The organism is Stenotrophomonas lacuserhaii (assembly GCF_014836545.1).
Taxonomy (GTDB): domain Bacteria; phylum Pseudomonadota; class Gammaproteobacteria; order Xanthomonadales; family Xanthomonadaceae; genus Stenotrophomonas; species Stenotrophomonas lacuserhaii.
Map to the genome: position 1 here is coordinate 19,057 of NZ_JACSQS010000024.1, position 15,007 is coordinate 34,063.

At 67.6% G+C, this 15,007-nt stretch carries 14 protein-coding genes; 7 read left to right on the plus strand and 7 right to left on the minus strand.

Annotated features, from left to right (window positions below):
• Positions 1-44 precede the first annotated feature (44 nt).
• From mdtD to H9654_RS16665, 5 genes are all read right to left on the minus strand, one after another.
• Positions 45-1,442 carry a multidrug transporter subunit MdtD gene (mdtD, locus tag H9654_RS16645; protein ID WP_191771842.1) on the minus strand — a complete coding sequence of 466 codons (1,398 nt, stop codon included), beginning with the start codon at positions 1,440-1,442 and terminating at the stop codon, positions 45-47.
• A 95-nt stretch (positions 1,443-1,537) separates the two neighbouring features.
• On the minus strand, positions 1,538-2,611 hold the full coding sequence (gene hemE, locus H9654_RS16650) for a uroporphyrinogen decarboxylase (protein WP_191771843.1): 1,074 nt from the start codon (positions 2,609-2,611) through the stop codon (positions 1,538-1,540).
• A gap of 55 nt (positions 2,612-2,666) precedes the next feature.
• Positions 2,667-2,906, minus strand: a complete 240-nt coding sequence (locus H9654_RS16655; protein WP_191771844.1) for a WGR domain-containing protein — start codon at positions 2,904-2,906, stop codon at positions 2,667-2,669.
• An 88-nt stretch (positions 2,907-2,994) separates the two neighbouring features.
• On the minus strand, positions 2,995-4,107 hold the full coding sequence (gene aroB, locus H9654_RS16660) for a 3-dehydroquinate synthase (protein ID WP_191771845.1): 1,113 nt from the start codon (positions 4,105-4,107) through the stop codon (positions 2,995-2,997).
• Positions 4,104-4,646 carry a shikimate kinase gene (locus H9654_RS16665; protein ID WP_191771846.1) on the minus strand — a complete coding sequence of 181 codons (543 nt, stop codon included), beginning with the start codon at positions 4,644-4,646 and terminating at the stop codon, positions 4,104-4,106. The genes aroB and H9654_RS16665 overlap by 4 nt, the downstream gene beginning before the upstream one ends.
• A gap of 97 nt (positions 4,647-4,743) precedes the next feature.
• Between H9654_RS16665 and H9654_RS16670 the strand changes: the two genes are divergently transcribed.
• Positions 4,744-4,947: a dodecin family protein gene (locus H9654_RS16670; protein WP_042613487.1), complete on the plus strand. Its 204-nt coding sequence runs from the start codon at positions 4,744-4,746 to the stop codon at positions 4,945-4,947.
• Positions 4,948-4,973: 26 nt separating this feature from the next.
• On the opposite strand, the gene H9654_RS16675 is transcribed toward H9654_RS16670, so the two are convergent.
• Entirely contained in the window at positions 4,974-5,801 is an 828-nt protein-coding gene (locus tag H9654_RS16675) for a kinase (RefSeq protein ID WP_191771847.1), read from the minus strand.
• A 39-nt stretch (positions 5,802-5,840) separates the two neighbouring features.
• On the opposite strand from H9654_RS16675, the gene pdxH reads away from it, so the two are divergent.
• Positions 5,841-6,440 (plus strand): pyridoxamine 5'-phosphate oxidase, encoded by a 600-nt coding sequence (pdxH, locus tag H9654_RS16680; RefSeq protein ID WP_191771848.1) that lies wholly within the window; start codon positions 5,841-5,843, stop codon positions 6,438-6,440.
• 136 nt (positions 6,441-6,576) lie between these two features.
• Positions 6,577-7,044 (plus strand): DoxX family protein, encoded by a 468-nt coding sequence (locus tag H9654_RS16685; protein WP_191771849.1) that lies wholly within the window; start codon positions 6,577-6,579, stop codon positions 7,042-7,044.
• A gap of 112 nt (positions 7,045-7,156) precedes the next feature.
• On the opposite strand, the gene prpR is transcribed toward H9654_RS16685, so the two are convergent.
• A complete protein-coding gene (gene prpR, locus H9654_RS16690) occupies positions 7,157-8,746 on the minus strand; it encodes a propionate catabolism operon regulatory protein PrpR (RefSeq protein WP_191771860.1) in 1,590 nt (529 codons plus the stop codon).
• Between the two features lie 154 nt (positions 8,747-8,900).
• Between prpR and prpB the strand changes: the two genes are divergently transcribed.
• From prpB to prpF, 4 genes are all read left to right on the plus strand, one after another.
• Positions 8,901-9,791, plus strand: coding sequence for a methylisocitrate lyase (prpB, locus tag H9654_RS16695; protein ID WP_191771850.1), 891 nt, complete (start codon positions 8,901-8,903; stop codon positions 9,789-9,791).
• A gap of 30 nt (positions 9,792-9,821) precedes the next feature.
• Complete coding sequence (prpC, locus tag H9654_RS16700; protein ID WP_191771851.1) at positions 9,822-10,979, plus strand: bifunctional 2-methylcitrate synthase/citrate synthase; 1,158 nt, start codon at positions 9,822-9,824, stop codon at positions 10,977-10,979.
• A 149-nt stretch (positions 10,980-11,128) separates the two neighbouring features.
• On the plus strand, positions 11,129-13,744 hold the full coding sequence (gene acnD, locus H9654_RS16705) for a Fe/S-dependent 2-methylisocitrate dehydratase AcnD (RefSeq protein WP_191771861.1): 2,616 nt from the start codon (positions 11,129-11,131) through the stop codon (positions 13,742-13,744).
• A gap of 36 nt (positions 13,745-13,780) precedes the next feature.
• Positions 13,781-14,965 carry a 2-methylaconitate cis-trans isomerase PrpF gene (gene prpF / locus H9654_RS16710; protein WP_191771852.1) on the plus strand — a complete coding sequence of 395 codons (1,185 nt, stop codon included), beginning with the start codon at positions 13,781-13,783 and terminating at the stop codon, positions 14,963-14,965.
• The last annotated feature ends 42 nt before the right edge of the window (positions 14,966-15,007 follow it).

The window sequence follows — 15,007 nt, forward strand, 5'->3', positions numbered from 1 at the left end:
CGTGCCGACGCTGGTCGGCACCGCCATATCGCCCGCCTGCAGCCCTATTCGGCGACTTCCTCGATCTGCTTCGGCTCCGGACCGGTATCGGGCAGCTGCCAGAAGATCAGCGTGGAGGTCAGCGTGATCGCGCCCACGCACAGGAACGTGGCGTGCAGGGCCGCGGTGGCGCCATGTGACTCCAGTGGCGCGAAGGCCGCCAGCAGGCTGCCGGCGGCAGCGGCGCCGAAGCCGGCCGCCAGCATCATCACCATCGACAGCAGGCTGTTGCCCGCGCTGGCGAAGCCCACGTCCAGGTCGCGCAGGGTCACCGTGTTCATTACCGTGAACTGCAGCGAATTGACCGCGCCGAACAGTGCCAGCTGCAGCAGTCGCCAGCCCAGCGGCTGGTCCGGCGACATCAGCGCGAAGCTGGCCATCGCGATGCCTACCAGGACGGTGTTGGTCATCAGCACCCGACGATAGCCGAAGCGCTCCACCAGCTTGACCGCCAGCCGCTTGGCGACCATGCCGGCCGCCGCGACCGGGATCATCATCAGGCCGGCATTCATCGGGCTCATGCCCATGCCGACCTGCAGCAGAAGCGGAATCAGCAGCGGCATGGCGCTGCTGCCGATGCGCGAGAACAGGTTGCCGAGAATGCCGATGCGGTAGCTGGGCACGCGGAACAGGGCGAGCGAGAACAGTGGCGCGGTGGAGTTGGCCGCGTGCAGCCAGTAGCCGACCAGCGCGGCCAGGCCGGCCACCGTCATCAGCATCACCAGCGCATGCGGGGTGCCCATACCGGAGATGCCATCCAGCGCCAGCGACAGCACCACCATGCCGAAGGCCAGCATCAGGTAGCCGCGCAGGTCGAAGCGGCTGCGATGGGCGGCGTAGTGGTCGGGCATGACCTTCATGGCCACGAAATAGCCGATCACCCCGATCGGCAGGTTGATCAGGAATACCCAGTGCCAGGAGGCGACTTCGACCAGCCAGCCGCCCAGCGTGGGGCCGATCAGCGGACCGATCAGCGCGGGGATGGCGATGAAGCTCATCGCGCGCAGGAAATCTTCCCGCGGCACCGAACGCATCACCGCCAGCCGCCCGACCGGCAGCAGCATGGCCCCACCAATGCCCTGCAGCACGCGTGCGGCGACCAGCTGGTGCAGGCTCTGCGCCAGGGCGCAGGCCAACGACCCGAGGGTGAACAGAATGATCGCGACCAGGAACGTGCGGCGAGTGCCGAAGCGGTCGGCTATCCAGCCCGATGCGGGAATGAAGGTGGCCACCGCCAGCGCGTAGCTGAACACCACCGACTGCATCTGCAGCGGGCTTTCGCCCAGGCTGCGCGCCATCGCCGGCAGCGCCGTGTTGACGATGGTGGAGTCCAGCATCTGCATGAAGATCGCCAGCGACACCAGCCACAGCAGGGGACGGATGGAGGCGTAGCTTGCTGTCATCGGGCCGGGATCCGCGCGATCAGGAGGCGCCATCATCGCCGAAGGGCGGTCATGGCGCGATCAACGCACGCCTTGCCGCCACGTCGGGAAAAGCGTCAGCGCGCGCTGAGCCGGTGCACGGCATCCACCAGCACCTGCACGCTGGCCGGATCCATGTCCGGCGACATGCCATGGCCGAGGTTGAACACGTGGCCTTCGCGCGACCCGCCATTGCCTGCCGCATAGGTATCCAGCACGCGCCCTGCCGCCTCGGTGATCGCTTCGGGGCTGGCATACAGGGTGGTCGGGTCCAGGTTGCCCTGCAGCGCGACCCGTCCGCCGGTGCGGCGCACGGCCTCGTCCAGGTCCAGCGTCCAGTCCAGGCCGAGCGCATCGGCGCCGGTGTGCGACAGCGCTTCAAGGTGCAGGCCCGTCCCCTTGCCGAACAGGATCAGCGGCGTGCGCTCGCTGCCTTGGCCGCGTTCCAGTTCGGCGGAGATCCGCTGCAGGTAGCGCAGCGAGAACTCCCGGTACATCGCCGGGGACAGCACGCCGCCCCAGGTGTCGAAGACCTGCAGCGCCTGCGCGCCGGCCGCGCGCTGGGCGCCAAGGTAGGCAATCACCGCATCGGTCACCACCTCCAGCAGCCGATGCAGTTCCTGCGGGTGGTTCAGCGCCATCGCTTTGATGCGCGCGAAATCCTTGCTGCCGCCGCCTTCCACCATGTAGCAGGCCAGCGTCCACGGGCTGCCGGAAAAACCGATCAGCGGCACCTGGCCATCCAGTTCGCGCCGGATCACCCGCACCGCGTCCATGACATAGCGCAGTTCCTGCTCCATGTCCGGCACTGCCAGTCGGGCGATGGCGGCGGTATCGCGGACCGGATGCCGGAACTTCGGACCCTCGCCCTCGACGAAGTACAGCTCCAGGCCCATCGCATCGGGGATGGTCAGGATGTCGGAGAACAGGATCGCCGCGTCCAGCGGGAAGCGGCGCAGTGGCTGCAGGGTGACTTCGCAGGCGATCTCCGGATTCTTCGCCATGGCCAGGAAGCTGCCGGCCTTGGCCCGCGTGGCGCGGTATTCCGGCAGGTAACGGCCGGCCTGGCGCATCAGCCAGACGGGGGTGTGGTCTACCGGTTCGCGACGCAGGGCGCGCAGCAGGCGATCATTGCGGAGGGGGCTGGTCACGTAAGGGTGTTCCTTGTGCGGGTAGGGCGCGGGGCGCTGTTCCGGGATGGGGCGATCAGGCGCTGCAGTGGAGGACTGCAAAGCCTCGATGCAGCTCTGCATCGCGCGCTTTGTCGAAGGCCGCGCGGGCCTCGGCCTCTTCCAGGTACAGCTCGCGTCGAAGCTGCGAGCGGCTGCCGATGCGGCCCGATTCGCGCAGCAGTTCCCAGCCACCGAACAGGTCCGGCAGCAGGGTCAGGCGCAGGAAGCGGGGCGCCTCGGAGCCGATCGCGGGTTGTTGCAGGAAGGCATGCATGGGGCAAGTGTAGCGCCGAGCCACGCCCGGCGGCTCGCGCTGGCGGCGGCGCGCGACGGCGGGTTCCCCGGCGTACAGCTGCGTCCGCTCAACCGCTGGCCAGCACGTCCAGTACGTCCTGATCCGATACGTCGGCCACCACTTCGGCCTGTCCGATGCCGCGCCACAACACCAGGCGCAGGCGTCCGGCCACGTTCTTCTTGTCCAGCCGCATGCGCTCCAGCAGCGACGTCGGCGTCAGGCCCGCCGGCAAGCGCACGGGCAATTGCAGCGACTGCAGCACGCCGACGAGTCGATCCGCGTCGGCCGCCGGTGCCCGCCCCAGTGCGGTGGAAAGTCGTGCGGCCAGCACCATGCCGACCGCGACGGCCTCGCCGTGGATGAGCGCGTCACGTCCCGGGGCGCTGTAGCCCTGCTCGGTTTCGATGGCGTGCCCGAACGTGTGGCCCAGGTTGAGAAGGGCGCGCTCGCCTTTTTCCAGCGGGTCGCGTTCGACGATCGCCGCCTTGTGCGCGCAGCTGCGTGCAATGGCTTCGGCAAGCAGGCCGCTGTCGCCGGCGACAAGGCCTTGGGCGTGCTGCTGCAGCCAGTCGAAGAACACCGGATCGCCGAGCGCCCCGTACTTGACCACCTCGGCCAGCCCTGCGCGCAGCTCGCGCACCGGCAGCGTGGCCAGCACGTCCGTATCGGCGACCACCGCGCGCGGTGGATGGAAAGCGCCCACCAGGTTCTTGCCTGCGGGCAGGTCCACGGCGGTCTTGCCGCCGACCGACGAATCGACCATTGCCAGCAGCGTGGTGGGAAGCTGGACACAGTCCACGCCGCGCATCCAGCAGGCAGCCGCGAAGCCGGACAGGTCGCCGACCACCCCGCCCCCCAGCGCAAACACGCAGGCATCGCGGGTGGCGCCCAGGGCGGCCAGTGCTTCGATGGCGCGTCCGAATTCGGCAAGGTTCTTGGAAGCCTCGCCTGCCGGCAGAACGTGTTCGCCGATGCTCAGGTCCGGTCGCGCCTGCAGCAGCGCGCTGCGTACGCCGGCCAGGTACAGCGGGGCGACCTCGCTGTCGCTGACAAGCAGAACGTGGCGGCCGCGCACATGGCGGGCCAACGCAGGTCCATCGGCCAGTTGGCCGGGGCCGATGGTGATGGAATAGGGATGCTCGCCGCCGACGGCGACGTGCAGGTGGGGGGTGTCGGTCATGCGATGGGGTCCTGTCGCTGCCAGTGCGCGGCCAGCTTCACCACCAGGTGGGAAGTGGCTTCGGCAGCGGTGTAGAGGTCGGTGTCCAGGGTGAGGTCGGCCAGCTGCCGATACAGCGGATCGCGATGGTAGGCCAGGTCCTGCAGCACCTGTTCGCGGTCCGGCCGCTGCAGCAGCGGGCGGCCTTTGTCACGTGCCAGGCGTTCCAGCTGGGCGGCCACGCTGACCCGCAGGTAGACCACATAGCCATGCGCGGCGATCGCCTCGCGGTTGCCCGCATCCAGCACCGCGCCGCCGCCGGTGGACACCAGTTGGCCATGTCCGGCGAGCACCTGCTGCAGGGCCTGGCGTTCGTGCTGGCGGAAGCCGGCTTCGCCGGCCAGTTCGAACAGGGTGGGAATGCTGGCGCCGGCGTTGTCGACGATGACCTGGTCCAGATCGATGAAGTCCAGCGTGAACCGCTCGGCGAGGCGACGGCCGATGCAGGTTTTGCCGGCCCCCATGGGGCCGATCAGGATCAGGTTCGGTGCTGGATTCATGCCTTGTGATGCTAACACCTCCGTGACATTCCTTTACGCCTCCACGGCCCAGCCTTGGCCGGCGCGGACTCTCCCGCGCGCCACCCGGAGCAGCACCATGTCGGTCGCCAAGGTCATCGAAATCAATGCCTCGTCCAAGACCAGTGTCGAAGATGCGGTACGCAGCGGCCTGAAAAAGGTTGCCGAGAGCGTGAAAAACATCCAGGGCGCCTGGATCAACGAGACCAAGGTCGTGACCAGCGGCAACGGCGAGATCACCGAGTGGCGGGTCAGCCTGAAGGTCACCTTCCTGGTGGAATGAAGGCTCCGGGCCCGGGCGGTCGCAACTCAGCGAACCTCGATGATGCGACGCTCGGCGTCCAGCGCGATCACCCGGTCGGCCAAGGCTGGCAGGGTGCGAAGCGCCTGCCGGCTGACCCGTTCGTAGTACTGGACGAAGCGCTCCAGCTGCGGGCGGGTCATGCCGCTGCGTCCGGGCTGGGCCGCCTTCAGGTGTTGTTCCTGCTGCCAACGCCAGCGCGGCACCACCGCGAAATCCGGCGGCTGCAGGAACCACAGCCGGTCACAGCGCTGCCACAGTGGCGCGTAGTGATCGGCCAGTGACTGATTGCACCAGCGACGCCAGCGACCGTCGGGGTCGGCTTCGCGTTCCAGCGCGTTGAGCGGTTCCCGCAGTGCGTCGGCCGGCTGCGCCGGAGTACCCAGGAACCAGCCTTCGAACACCAGCAGGTCCAGCGGTGCATCCAGGGCCTGCCACTGTGCAGGGGGCAGCCGTTCATCGGCCAGTTTGTCGAAGCGTGGCAGTGCGGTGGGAGCACGCGCGATCACTGCATCAAGCACCGCGTGCGCCAGCGGCAGGTCATGCGTGCCGGGTGGACCGCGGGTGACCAGCAGGGGATGCACATCGCGCGCCAGGCGCTGGCGCTGGCCGCGGGTCAGGTAGACATCATCAACCGAAAGCGTCGCAGCGCGCAGGCCACGCGCCTGCGCACGGTCCACGACCTGCGCGGCCAGCGTCGATTTCCCGCTGCCCTGCAGGCCGCTGATCGCCAATACCGGCACCTGCGCGCCGCTGGCCAGCGCATCATCGAGCGCCTGTTCGGCCAACGTATCCGGGAATCCTTTCGTCGTGTTCGTGTACGCAGTCGCCTTCATGCCGCCACAATAGCCCAATCCCTTCAGGAATGACGTGTCATGAGCGATCTCTACAACGAAGCCTTGTCCACCTTCTCGGCGCTGTTCGACGAGGCCCGGCAGGGCAGCGAGATCGAGCCCAACGCGATGACCGTGGCGACCGCCGACACCTCCGGACGCCCCTCCGCGCGCACCGTATTGCTGAAGGCCTTCGATGCACGTGGCTTCGTGTTCTATACCCACCTGGACAGCCACAAGGGGCGTGAGCTGCAGGCCAATCCGCAGGCGGCGCTGCTGTTCCTGTGGCGCAGCCTGCGCGAGGCCGGCATCCAGGTGCGCATCGAAGGGGCGGTGGAGCAGGTCGGCGATGCCGAGGCCGATGCGTACTTTGCATCGCGCCCGCGTTTGAGCCAGATCGGTGCATGGGCGTCGGTCCAGTCCCGTACGCTTGATTCGCGCGAGGAATTCGATGCGCGGGTCGCCGCGGTGGAGGCGCGTTTCGATGGCCAGGACGTACCGCGCCCGGCGGGCTGGAGTGGGCTGCGGGTTGTGCCGGACCGTATCGAGTTCTGGTACGGCGCGCAGTTCCGCCTGCACGAGCGCTGGTGCTATGAGAAGGCTGCCGATGGCAGCTGGAGCAAGCGCCTGCTCTACCCCTGAGGCACGCGCTGTGCGTGCCATGACGTGATCTGCCTGTCGCTGTGCGTTGCCGCAGGCCCCGGCCCGATGGCCGCTTCATGTGCCGGCAGGGCGGGCTGTCGCAGCCTCGCGTTCTTTGCAGGAAAGGAGAGTCGGGATGGAGCGTCTGCGCCGGTTGTGGTCCGTTGCCCCGTTGCGTGTCGGGCTGGAGGCGTGGGTGCTGCTGGCCGCCCGTGTGGTCGCAGGCGTGATGTTCAGCGTGTCCGGCTGGAACAAGCTGTTCACCGAGCCTGGCCGCGACCGCATGCTGGCGACGCTGCACGATGCGGGCATTCCGTGGCCGGGGCTCAGCGCCCCGGTGCTCGGCGCGATCGAATGGGTGGCCGGGGCCCTGCTGGTGGTCGGCCTGCTCAGTCGTCCGTCAGCCGTGGTTCTGGCGGCCATCTGCGTGGTGGCCGCGCTCACCGATGGCATCGCACGCATCCCCGGAGGACTGGGCGTGCTGGATTGGCTGAGCTGGTTCTTCTATCTGACCGAGGTGCCCTTGGCAGTGCTGCTGCTGTGGCTGGCGCTGGCCGGAAGCGGACGTTTCGCACTCGATGCGCGCTGGGCTGCGCGAGGGTAGGACGCGGTCGGTGACGGCCGTTGGTCGTCACGCCGCTGCGCTCGCCGAGCATGGCTCGGCGCTACCTGCGTCCCGGTAGTAACGGTCGCTGGTCGTCAGCCCTCGCAGCCACTCACCCCAGCCCGGCTGCACGCAGCCAGCGCCACAGCGTGGTGCGCGATATCCCCAGCGCCTGCGCCATGCCCTCGCGATCGTTACGGTGGGCCGCCAGCAGCTGCTGCAGCTGCACGCTGGACGGGCGTCCCGCAGGGGGCTGCAGTACAGGCGAGGAGGCCGCGTCGTGCGCCAGTTCCGGTGCCAGTGACAGCAACCGGGACGCATCGATGCTGCCTTCGGCAGGCTGCCAATGGATGCGCAGGCGGTCGACCAGGTTGCGCAGTTCGCGCACGTTGCCGGGCCACTGCGCTGCGCTCAACAGCGCCATCGCGTCCTCGTCCAGCGGGGCGTCGACGCCACGCAGTTGCTGGAAGAAGTGGTGCACCAGCAGGGCGACGTCGCCGCGTCGCGCGCGAAGCGGTGGCAACACGATGCGCAACGTCGCCAGCCGGTAGTAGAGATCGCGGCGGAACTGCCCGGCCTGCACGCGCTGCTCCAGCGACTGCAGGGTGGCGGCGACCACGCGCAGGTTGACCGGCGTGGGTTCGGTGGCGCCCACGCGCAGCACTTCGCGTTCTTCCAGCACGCGCAGCAGGCGGGTCTGCAGCGGCAGCGGAAGCTCGCCGATTTCATCCAGGAACAGCGTGCCGCCGTCGGATGCTTCGACCAGCCCGACGCGGCCGCCGCGGCGGGCGCCGGTGAACGCGCCATCGCTGTAACCGAACAGTTCCGATTCCAGCAGCGATTCACTGATCGCGCCGCAGTTCAGCGCGACGAAGCGGCCGCGTCGGCCACTTTCAGCGTGAAGCTGGCGGGCCACCAGTTCCTTGCCGGTGCCGGTTTCGCCGCTGACCAGCACGGTGCTGTCATGCGCGGCGTACAGCGCGATGTGCTGGCGGACCTCGGCCATCACGCTGCTGTCGCCGAGCAGCGCGGTGCCCTGGCCGGCGCGGCTGCTGCGGCGTTGCCGCGCGGGCACGCGGCGGCTGCCCGAACGCGCCAGGGTGTGGGTCAGCTCCAGCGCATGTTCGAAGGCCTGGCGGACCGAATCGGCCGAATACAGCAGCACGCCCTGCAGTCCGGCTGCTTCGGCGTGGTCGATGGCCATGCCGGTGCCGACGATCACTTCGATGCCGTTGGCGCGCAGGTCGGCGATGCAGTCGCGCGCGTCTTCGCGGGTGACGAAACGGCGGTGCTCGATCTGCAGGCCGAAGCTGTCCTGGAAGCTGCCGAAGGTCGGCACGTCACTGGCATGGGTGACCAGGCCGATGCGCGGGGCGATGCGGCGTGCGCGTGCCAGCGCTTCCATCAGGTCGAAGCCGTTGGCCTGGATCGGCACCAGTGGCACGTCCAGCCGGCTGCGCAGCCAGGCGGCATTGGAACCGCCGGCAATCACCACATCGCAGGGTTCCTGGCGCAGCCGCTGGTTGATCACCGCTACGGCATCCTCGAAGCCGAGGTTGATCTGCTCGATGCGGGCGCGGCGGTCGAACTCAGGTATGACATCGCCCAGCAGCCCGGTCAGCCGCGACACGCTCACTGTCCAGATCACCGGCTGGATGGGATCGGTATCGCCGGGGCTGTCGGGATGGCGGGGCAGGTACACAGGGCGTCGCGCTTGGCCGGGGTGTTTCATGATACATCGGTTTCAATGTTTCATATGTTTCAACGTTGCGCAGGCCGGAGTTAAGTGAATCAATCACTTGCGCGTTGGCACGCTCTTTGCGCTCTTTTGGGGTGACCCCTGACAGGATTGCTGCATGACTGCTTCCCTTGTTTCCGCCGGCGCCCGCTTCCGCCAGGCCCTGGCTGCCGAATCACCGCTGCAGGTGATCGGTGCGATCAACGCCAACCATGCGCTGCTGGCCAAGCGTGCCGGTTACCGCGCCATCTACCTGTCCGGCGGGGGCGTCGCGGCCGGTTCGCTGGGCCTGCCGGACCTGGGCATCAACACCCTGGAAGACGTGCTGATCGACGTGCGCCGTATCACCGATGTGTGCGACCTGCCGCTGATGGTGGACATCGATACCGGCTTCGGGCCGAGCGCCTTCAACATCGCGCGCACGGTGAAGTCGCTGATCAAGGCCGGCGCCGGCGCCTGCCATATCGAAGACCAGGTCGGTGCCAAGCGCTGCGGCCACCGCCCGGGCAAGGAGATCGTGTCGCAGGGCGAGATGGTGGACCGGGTCAAGGCCGCTGCCGATGCCAAGACCGATCCGGACTTCTTCCTGATCGCGCGCACCGATGCCATCCAGGTCGACGGCGTGGATGCGGCCATCGAGCGCGCCATCGCCTGCGTGGAGGCCGGTGCCGACGGCATCTTCGCCGAAGCCGCCTACGACCTGGACACCTACCGTCGCTTCGTCGATGCGGTGAAGGTTCCGGTGCTGGCCAACATCACCGAATTCGGCGCCACCCCGCTGTTCAGCCGTGACGAGCTGGCCTCGGCCGGCGTAGCCATCCAGCTGTTCCCGCTGTCTGCCTTCCGCGCAGCCAACAAGGCCGCCGAAAGCGTGTACGAAGCGGTGCGCCGCGACGGCCACCAGCGCAACGTGGTGGACGCCATGCAGACCCGCAACGAACTCTACGACCGCATTGGCTACCACGCCTTCGAGCAGCAGCTCGATGCGCTGTTTGCCGCCAGGAAGTAACCTGCTGCCACGATTTCCGGGAGGAAAACCATGAACGATACGACCGCCACCCCGACCTTCAAGCCGAAGAAGTCCGTCGCCCTGTCCGGCACTGCTGCCGGCAATACCGCGCTGTGCACCGTCGGCCGCAGTGGCAATGACCTGCATTACCGTGGCTACGACATCCTGGACCTGGCCACCACCAGCGAATTCGAGGAAATCGCCCACCTGCTGGTGCACGGCAAGCTGCCCACCCGCGCCGAGCTGGTGTCCTACAAGGCCAAGCTGAAGTCGCTGCGCGGCATCCCCGCAGCGGTCAAGGCCGCGCTGGAAGAGTTGCCGCCGTCGGCGCACCCGATGGACGTGATGCGCACCGGCGTGTCCGTGCTGGGCTGCGTTTCGCCGGAAAAGGACGACCACAACCATCCCGGCGCGCGTGACATCGCCGACAAGCTGATGGCCTGCCTGGGGTCGATGCTGCTGTACTGGTACCACTGGAGCCACAACGGCCGCGCCATCGACGTGGAAACCGACGATGACTCCATCGGCGGCCATTTCCTGCACCTGCTGCACGGCGAGAAGCCGCAGGATTCGTGGGTCAAGGCGATGCATACCTCGCTGATCCTGTATGCCGAACACGAGTTCAATGCCTCGACCTTCGCCTGCCGCGTGATCGCAGGCACCGGCAGCGACATGTTCAGCGCCATTGCCGGCGGCATCGGCGCCCTGCGTGGCCCCAAGCACGGCGGCGCCAATGAAGTGGCCTTCGAGGTCCAGAAGCGCTACGACAGCCCGGATGAAGCCGAGGCGGACATCAAGGCGCGCGTGGAGCGCAAGGAAGTGGTGATCGGCTTCGGCCACCCGGTGTATACCGTGTCCGACCCGCGCAACAAGGTGATCAAGGACGTGGCCCGCGAACTGTCCGAAGAACAGTCGAGCATGAAGATGTACGACATCGCCGAGCGCCTGGAAACGGTGATGTGGGACATCAAGAAGATGTTCCCGAACCTGGACTGGTTCAGCGCGGTGAGCTACCACATGATGGGCGTGCCGACGGCGATGTTCACCCCGTTGTTCGTGATCGCGCGCACCTCCGGCTGGAGCGCGCACGTCATCGAACAGCGCATCGATGGCAAGATCATCCGCCCCAGTGCCAATTACACCGGTCCGGAAGACCAGGCGTTCGTACCGATCGACAAGCGCGCCTGAAGCATGACCCGGCATCCTCGCGCAGGGTGCCGTGCGGAGCGGGACGGCGATGCCGTCCCGGTTCCGTTGTGGCCTCGCAACGCCGTCCCTGCCGGTGAGGCGACGCCCGGCCCGCCACAGTCCAAGAGCCAGCCATGACCAGCCCCCTGATGAACGAGTCGTACCGCAAGAACCTCCCCGGCACCGCGCTGGACTATTTCGATACCCGCGAGGCGGTCGATGCGATCCAGCCCGGCGCCTACGCCACGCTGCCGTATACCTCGCGCGTGCTGGCGGAAAACCTGGTGCGTCGCTGCGAGCCTGCGACCCTGGAAGCCTCGCTGCGGCAGCTGATCGAGCGCCGCCAGGACCTTGATTTCCCCTGGTTCCCGGCCCGCGTGGTCTGCCATGACATCCTTGGCCAGACCGCGCTGGTGGACCTGGCCGGCCTGCGCGATGCCATCGCCGATGCCGGCGGTGACCCGGCGCAGATCAACCCGGTGGTGCCGACCCAGCTGATCGTCGATCATTCACTGGCGGTGGAACATCCCGGCTTCGACAAGGCCGCCTTCGAGCGCAACCGCGCCGTTGAAGACCGTCGCAACGAAGACCGGTTCCACTTCATCAACTGGACCCGCAAGGCGTTCAAGAACGTGGACGTGATTCCGCCGGGCAACGGGATCATGCACCAGATCAACCTGGAGAAGATGTCGCCGGTGGTGCAGGTGCGCGATGGCGTGGCCTTCCCGGATACCTGCGTGGGTACCGACAGCCACACCCCGCATGTGGACGCGCTGGGCGTGATCGCCATCGGCGTCGGTGGCCTGGAAGCAGAGAGCGTGATGCTCGGTCGCGCCTCGTGGATGCGCCTGCCCGACATCATCGGCGTGGAGCTTACCGGCCGCCCGCAGCCTGGCATCACCTGCACCGACATCGTACTGGCGCTGACCGAGTTCCTGCGCGCGGCGCGGGTGGTCGGCGCGTGGATCGAGTTCTTCGGTGAAGGCGCCAGCGCGCTGAGCATCGGCGACCGCGCCACGATTTCCAACATGACGCCGGAGTTCGGCGCCACCGCAGCGATGTTCTCCATCGACCAGCAGACCCTGGACTACCTGCGCCTGACCGGCCGCGAGGAAGCGCAGGTGCAGCTGGTGGAAACCTATGCCAAGGCCGCCGGCCTGTGGGCCGATGACCTGGCCCAGGTGCAGTACGAGCGCGTGCTGCAGTTCGACCTGTCCAGCGTGGTGCGCAACATGGCCGGCCCGTCCAACCCGCACAAGCGCGTTGCCACCAGTGAACTGGCCGCGCGCGGCATCGCCGATGAAGCCAAGCTGGCTTCCGGCAAGCTCGAGCAGGCCGGTGGGCTGATGCCGGATGGCGCGGTGATCATCGCCGCCATCACCAGCTGCACCAACACCAGCAACCCGCGCAACGTGATCGGTGCGGCACTGTTGGCACGCAATGCCAACCGTGCCGGGCTTGCCCGCAAGCCGTGGGTGAAGAGTTCGCTGGCACCGGGCTCCAAGGCGGTGCAGCTGTACCTGGAAGAGGCCGGCCTGCTCGGTGAATTGGAGCAGTTGGGCTTCGGCATCGTCGGCTTCGCCTGCACCACCTGCAATGGCATGAGCGGCGCGCTGGACCCGGTGATCCAACAGGAGATCATCGACCGTGACCTGTACGCCACGGCGGTGCTGTCGGGCAACCGCAACTTCGATGGCCGCATCCACCCCTATGCCAAGCAGGCGTTCCTGGCATCGCCGGCACTGGTGGTGGCCTATGCAATCGCCGGCACCGTGCGCTTCGATATCGAAAAGGACGCGCTGGGCTTCGATGCGCAGGGCAACCCGATCACCCTGAAGGACCTGTGGCCGAGCGACGAAGAGATCGATGCGGTGGTCAAGGCCAGCGTGAAGCCGGAGCAGTTCCGCAAGGTCTACGACCCGATGTTCACTTTCAAGGTGGAGCATGGCGCGCCGATCAGTCCGTTGTACGCATGGCGTCCGCAGAGCACCTACATCCGCCGCCCGCCTTACTGGGAGGGCGCGCTGGCCGGTGCCCGCAACCTCAGCGGCATGCGTCCGCTGGCCGTGCTGGGCGACAACATCACCACCGACCATCTGTCGCCGTCCAACGCGATCCTGGCCAGCAGCGCCGCTGGCGAGTATCTGGCGAAGATGGGCCTGCCGGAAGAGGACTTCAATTCCTACGCCACGCACCGGGGTGACCACCTCACCGCGCAGCGCGCCACGTTTGCCAACCCCAAGCTGATCAATGAAATGGCCGTGGTCGACGGGGCGGTGAAGCAGGGCTCGCTGGCCCGCGTGGAACCGGAAGGCCAGGTGATGCGCATGTGGGAGGCGATCGAAACCTACATGCTGCGCCGGCAGCCGCTGATCATCATCGCCGGTGCCGACTACGGGCAGGGCAGTTCGCGTGACTGGGCGGCCAAGGGCGTGCGCCTGGCGGGCGTGGAAGCGATCGCGGCCGAAGGCTTCGAACGCATCCATCGCACCAACCTGATCGGCATGGGCGTGCTGCCGCTGGAGTTCAAGCCGGGCGTGACCCGCCTGACGCTGGGCATCGACGGCACTGAAACCTTCGAGGTGACCGGTGCGCGGCTGCCGCGCGCGGAGCTGACCCTGGTCATCCACCGCCGCGACGGCAGCCAGCTGATGGTGCCGGTGACCTGCCGGCTGGATACCGCCGAAGAGGTGTCCATCTACGAGGCCGGCGGGGTGCTGCAGCGCTTCGCGCAGGACTTCCTGGAAGCCTCGCAGGGCGCATGACGCTCTCGCCGACCCTCTTCTTGCTGGATTGACCCCATGACCTTTCTTCCACAGCTCCGCATTCCTGCCACCTACCTGCGTGGTGGTACCAGCAAGGGTGTGTTCTTCCGCCTGCAGGATCTTCCGCTCGCCGCGCAGGTGCCGGGTCCGGCGCGCGACGCGCTGCTGATGCGGGTGATCGGCTCGCCCGATCCGTATGCCAAGCACACCGACGGCATGGGCGGGGCGACCTCCAGCACCAGCAAGTGCGTGATCATTTCGGCGGCCTCGGTGCCCGACCATGATGTCGATTACCTGTACGGCCAGGTGTCGATCGACAGCGCCTTCGTGGACTGGAGCGGCAACTGCGGCAACCTGAGCACGGCGGTCGGCCCGTTCGCCATCAGCAACGGTTTCATCGATCCGGCGCGGGTGCCGCGCGATGGGCTGTGCACCGTGCGCATCTGGCAGGCCAACATCGGCAAGACCATCATCGCCCACGTGCCGATGCGCGATGGCCAGGTGCAGGAAATGGGCGATTTCGAGCTGGACGGGGTGACCTTCCCGGCGGCGGAAATCCAGCTGGAATTCCTCGATCCGTCCGACGAACAGGACGGCGGGGCGATGTTCCCGACCGGCAACCTGGTCGATGCGCTTGAGGTGCCGGGCGTGGGCACCTTCAACGTAACCCTGATCACCGCCGGCATCCCGACGATCTTCCTCAATGCCGCCGACCTGGGCTACACCGGCACCGAACTGCAGGCGGCCATCAATGAAGACCGCGCGGCGCTGGAACGCTTCGAAGCGATCCGCGCACACGGTGCGGTGCGCATGGGGCTGATCGAGCGCATCGAGCAGGCGGCTACCCGCCAGCACACGCCAAAGGTGGCGTTCGTGGCCCCGGCGCAGGACTTTGTTTCCTCCAGTGGCAAGGCGATCGCCGCCGGCTCGATCGACCTGCATGCGCGCGCGCTGTCGATGGGCAAGCTGCACCACGCGATGATGGGCACCGCCGCGGTTGCCATCGGCACCGCCGCGGCGATCCCCGGCACGCTGGTCAACCTGGCCGCCGGCGGCGGCGCACGCACCTCCGTCGTGTTCGGTCATCCTTCGGGCACGTTGCGGGTAGGGGCCGAGGCGGCGCTTGTGGACGGGCAGTGGACCGTGACCAAGGCGATCATGAGCCGCAGCGCCCGGGTATTGATGGAAGGCACCGTGCGCGTCCCCGCCGATACCCTTTGACCCGAATGTCTGGTGGGTGACGACCGTTGGTCGTCACAGCCC